This window comes from Desulfitobacterium sp. (genome assembly GCF_982384815.1).
The window spans coordinates 1-5,131 of the sequence record NZ_CEVWNY010000160.1 but is presented as its reverse complement, the minus strand read 5'-3'; the positions used below and the strand labels follow the sequence as shown (position 1 = coordinate 5,131).

Here is a 5,131-nt window from a genome sequence, read left to right as displayed (position 1 = left end):
CCTCCTCAAGGATCACTCCCAAGGAAAGATAACGAGGCTGGGCTCCGGACACCGCCAAATCATTGACGGTGCCACACACAGCTAATTTCCCGATATTTCCCCCGCGGAAAAAAATCGGCGAAACTACAAAGGAATCAGTACTGATCGCTAAAGTCTCACTTCCCGGTAAAATTGTAGCGTCATTCATTTGATCTAAATATTCATTGCGAAGATATTTTTGAAAAATTTCCTGTACCAGCTGATGGCTTAAGCGGCCGCCGCTGCCATGAGCCATGATAACTCGTTCCATCTACCACTCACTCCTTTGTGCATAGCGGTAATAAGCGGCACAGGACCCCTCCGAGGAAACCATACAAGGGCCTACAGGGGATAAAGGAGTACATTTACGGGCAAATAAAGGACATCGGGTGGGAGCAATCTGACCTTTGAGAACCTGACCACAGCAGCAGCCGGGGATTTCGGTAGTCTTAAATTCCGGAAGGTCAAATTTCTTCCGGGCATCCCACGCTTCATATTCCTTACGGATACTTAAGCCTCCGCCGGGTATAACACCAAGCCCCCGAAAAGCTGCATCAGTGGGTTCAAAGATTTTATCGATTAAGGCCCTGGCAACAGGGTTGCCTTCAGGTTTGACCATCCGCTGATATTGGATTTCGATCTTAGCCTGACCCTGAGCCCTTTGCCTGAGGAGCATAACCAGCCCCTCCAAAATATCCACACCTTCAAAGCCCGTAACCACACCGGGCTTGCCATAGTCCGTGGCTATAAATTCCAGTGGTTCCGTACCAATAATGACACAGGCATGGCCGGGATCCAAAAAGCCATCTACCTTAGTCTCCGGGTCTTCCGCCAAAGCCCGCAGAACCGGGGGGACCAGCTTATGCATGGATAAGACGCTATAATTCTTAAGACCTTCTTTTTGGGCATTTTCTATGCTCACAGCCACCGTGGGCACCGTAGTTTCAAAGCCCACACCCAAAAATACCACTTCTTTCCCGGGGTTCTTCCGAGCAAGATCTAAAGCATCCAGAGTTGAGTAAACAATCCGAATATCCGCACCTTCCCCACGCAGCATCTGCAGGCTTTTCTTAGAGCCCGGCACCCGTATCATGTCGCCAAAAGTGGCCGTAATGACGTTAGGTTGAGCAGCAAGATATAAGAAGCGGTCAATATCACTGCTGTCCGTAACGCAAACAGGACACCCCGGTCCTGAGACCAAGCGAATCTCGGCCGGAAGCAAATCACGTAAAGCATTTTTGGCAATAGCTACCGTATGGGTCCCACATACCTCCATAACCGTGTACGGGGCGTCTGTTAACTCTTGAATCTCCTTTAAATAACCCTCGGCAATCTCTTTTGCATTCTCGTTCTTATTGTAAGTTTTCACGGGCATTCGCTTCCTCTATTAGTAATTCTTCGGTTTCCCTGGCATACTGCTCATCCACGATTTCAATAGCAAACCCGGCATGAACCAGGACATAATCTCCCACCTTGACCTCCGGCACTAAATGAGTTCCCACCGTACGTTCATTTCCCATCATATCCACTTTAGCCATCATATCATCTATTGATACAACACGAGCCGGAATAGCTAAACACATTATTGACACCTCTCATTTGCAATTAATACTTGACCAAAAGCCAAGCCCCCATCACCCGGGGGCAATTCCTTGGTGCGGATGACTGAAATTCCATAGTTTTTACAAAGAGTCAACACTCTTTCGGTTAACAATTTATTTTGAAATACTCCACCAGTTATAACCACTGGACCCGGACCGGCCTGAAGCTTTAGCAAAGTCTTTACGATTCCGCAGGCGATTGCTTCATGGAAATGAAAAGCAATAAAGCCGGCCTCTTCCCCCCTAAGCAGATCTTGAACAATTCCTTGAAACAGTCCCTTTATTTTTAGAACCAGCCCCTCCTCTCCCTCAGCCCAATCCACGTGATAACGGGGTATATACTCGGAGTCATCGATATAGCCTTGGGCTTGGCAAGGATTTTTATCTTGAAGCCACACACTTGCCTGCTTTTCCAGCTCAATAGCTGCTTGTCCTTCGTAAGTTACCTTTGTACATACATTCAGCAAGGCACTGACAGCATCAAATAAACGCCCCGCACTTGAAGTCTCAAAGATTTGAAGATTTTTCGCCAATTGCTGGTCAAGCATCTTTTGCTCGGCTGGATTAAGCCGTTCCCAGACTCTTTCCGTCTGAGACCACTCCTGCTCAGTCAGCAGAGTCCTGGCGTAAGCGTAGGCAATCCGTAAAGGATGCTTTGCCCCGGCGTCCCCTCCCGGTAAAGGAAGATATTCGAGATGAGCTAAACGCTTATAACCACGAGCATTCCCCTTAAGAAATTCAAATCCCCATATTCTTTGATCCTCACCCCAGCCTGTCCCATCGCAGACCACGCCTAAAGTAGGGGTGCACAGACCGTGTTCACCCAAGACGCTGACCAAATGGGCATGATGGTGCTGAACTTTAATTTTCCGGGACCAGGGGCTTGCTAAAGCAAAGCCGGTTGTCTGATAATCAGGATGAGCATCATAAGCCACAACCTCCGGAACAATCTGTACCACCTTCTGAAAAGATGCCAGTTCCTGACGAAAACGCTGGAAGTTCTCGTAACCTTCCATGTCTCCCAGATACTGACTGGTAAAAGCCCTGCTGCCCTGGGCCAGACAAAAGGCATTTTTCAATTCTCCCCCTACCCCTAAAATTGGAGTATTTACCCCTGAGCACTTTTGCGGTAAAGGAACATAGCCCCGGGCACGGCGATGAAATACAGCCTCTTCACCAATGACCTGTACAACTGAATCATCACAGGGATGAAAAATATCCCGATTATGCAAAAGAAAATAGTCGGCAATTCCTTTAAGCTCCTCAAATGCTTCAGCATTGGTATAGATTAAAGGTCGACCGCTGAGATTAGCACTGGTCATGACTAAGAAGTTATAGGGACCATCAAAAAGCAAGGCATGAAGAGGGGTATAGGGCAGCATTACCCCCAAAGTATTGAGTCCCGGAGCTATCTCTACGGGCAAGCTGCTTTCATAACCCTTTTTCCTCGCCAATATTACAATAGGAGCCGCTGTACTTTGTAATAGCTCTTCCTCTTTAACAGATGTTACTAAATATTTACGAATAACTTCCAGATTGCGCGCCATCAAAGCAAAGGGTTTGGCTCCCCGTTCTTTGCGTTGGCGCAAACGCTTTACAGCTTCCTGATTGGCCGCATCACAAACAAGATGGAAGCCCCCTAAACCCTTAACCGCCAAGATTGCTCCCAGAGAGAGTTGTTTAATACCTAAGCCGTCCAGGACTTCTCCTTGCGCGTTTAAAAGCTCAGCTCTCGGCCCACATTCTAAGCAAGCAACGGGCTGGGCATGGAAACGCCGATCTAAAGGTTCCATGTATTCTTGGGCACACTCTTCGCACATGGGAAAGGACCCCATAGTTGTCTGAACGCGATCATAAGGAACATCTTTAATAATTGTATAACGTGGACCGCAATTGGTACAATTCGTAAAGGGATAGCCATAGCGGCGGTTAGATGGATCTCTAAGATCGGCATAGCAATCGGCACAAGTAGCTATATCCGGTGAGATCAGGACATCGGCCTGTCCATCCTCTTCGCTCTGAAGTATCTCAAAACCGGAATAATTACCAAGTTTCACTTCTTGATATTCGGCTATTGTTAGCTTTGCTAATGGTGGTATTTCCTTCAACAAGCGGCTATAAAAAGCATGGACCTGTGGACCTTCGGCATGGATAAAGACGCCATGGCTGGAATTATTGACCCAGCCTTTGATCGCCATTTCTTGTGCTAAACGATAGACATAAGGTCTAAACCCCACACCTTGTACAATTCCATTAAGATGAATGAAATAAGCTTTTGCCATAAATTTACCCGCTTTCTGTCACATCTAACCATGTAAATACATTCTACACTCCTTAGTAGCGTTAAGTAAATAATTTTAATTTTCAAAAATTTTAAAAAGGGGTAGCAATTGATTGGGAAATAGGTTACAATCTAATTGTGAAATGCACATACAATCACAATGTGTGGTATTTATTTACCTTCTCATTTCACTCCTCCTCAATCTAACCCCTCTGCTCTATGCCCGACAAAGCGTTGGGCAATTTTTTTTGCATTAGATTTTGAATTGTATATGCATAGAATTTCTCTTTTTGGTTATTTTAATAATGACTCTTTAATATTTCCCAAAAGTCATATTAAAGGAGGAAGGTCAAATGAGCAATAAAACGCCAATGGTTCCTGAATCCGAAAACAATTTAGACCGACTGAAATGGGAAGTAGCGGAGGAACTCCAATTAGATAACGATATCAAAGAGAGAGGCTTTGAAAACATGACCACTCGGGAAGTCGGCCAAATTGGAGGGAACATGGTCAAAAAAATGGTTGAATTTGCTGAAGAGCAGATGAGTAAAGGTGTTGACATTGAGGGTCAAAGTTAATATTGCCGGTGAACCATGACGGCCAACATGATTCTCAGGCAAATGAAGTGACTCCCTAAAGAGAGCACTTACAAAAAAATAGGGGCGATTTATTCGCCCCTATTTTTTGATTTATTGCTTAACCGCTTTATTGCTTAACTAAAAAATACTGCTTATACAATTTTCAGCTCAAACCAAAAGGTACTGCCTTTACCCGGCTGAGATTATACATAATAACTTCCGCCATGTAATGCCATCACCGTGATCCATTATGCTTCCTTTGCCTGAAGCCGCTGCTTCTCTTCCTCTACTAAGAACCTTCTTAGCACTTTTCCGACAGCGGTTTTGGGAAGACTGTCCCTAATCTCGATTTGTTTAGGAATTTTATAAGAGGCTAATTCTTTTTTCATATATTCGATTAGCCCCTCTTCAGAGATCTCTTGTCCCTCCTTCAAAACTACATAGGCTTTTACTTTTTCACCCCAATAGGAATCAGGGACCCCTGCACAAACTGCTTCCCTTACAGCCGGATGTGCGTATAATACCTCTTCAATTTCCCGAGGGTAAACATTATAACCGCCGGAAATTATCATATCCTTTTTACGATCAACAATATAAAAATATCCATCCTCATCCATTTGGGCAAGGTCTCCGGTATATAGCCAACCATCCCG

The 5,131-nt window shown here is 45.2% G+C and carries 6 protein-coding genes; 1 reads left to right on the top strand and 5 read right to left on the bottom strand.

The window, feature by feature from the left end; genetic code table 11:
• The 4 genes from AC1U9U_RS15415 to hypF all read right to left on the bottom strand — a co-directional run.
• Positions 1–289: AIR synthase related protein (locus AC1U9U_RS15415; RefSeq protein WP_479961440.1), on the bottom strand; the 289-nt coding region annotated here is incomplete at its 3' end.
• Positions 290–1,393, bottom strand: coding sequence for a hydrogenase formation protein HypD (gene hypD / locus AC1U9U_RS15410; protein WP_479961439.1), 1,104 nt, complete (start codon positions 1,391–1,393; stop codon positions 290–292).
• Positions 1,371–1,601 carry a HypC/HybG/HupF family hydrogenase formation chaperone gene (locus AC1U9U_RS15405; protein WP_479961438.1) on the bottom strand — a complete coding sequence of 77 codons (231 nt, stop codon included), beginning with the start codon at positions 1,599–1,601 and terminating at the stop codon, positions 1,371–1,373. The genes hypD and AC1U9U_RS15405 overlap by 23 nt, the downstream gene beginning before the upstream one ends.
• A complete protein-coding gene (gene hypF, locus AC1U9U_RS15400; protein ID WP_479961437.1) occupies positions 1,601–3,901 on the bottom strand; it encodes a carbamoyltransferase HypF in 2,301 nt (766 codons plus the stop codon). The genes AC1U9U_RS15405 and hypF overlap by 1 nt, the downstream gene beginning before the upstream one ends.
• 352 nt (positions 3,902–4,253) lie before the next feature.
• Here hypF and AC1U9U_RS15395 point away from each other — a divergent pair, with 352 nt between their 5' ends.
• Positions 4,254–4,478, top strand: coding sequence for an alpha/beta-type small acid-soluble spore protein (locus AC1U9U_RS15395; protein ID WP_479961436.1), 225 nt, complete (start codon positions 4,254–4,256; stop codon positions 4,476–4,478).
• A 248-nt stretch (positions 4,479–4,726) separates the two neighbouring features.
• Here the strand turns inward: AC1U9U_RS15395 and AC1U9U_RS15390 are convergent.
• The coding region (locus AC1U9U_RS15390) for an AMP-binding enzyme (protein WP_479961435.1) at positions 4,727–5,131 on the bottom strand (405 nt) is incomplete at its 5' end.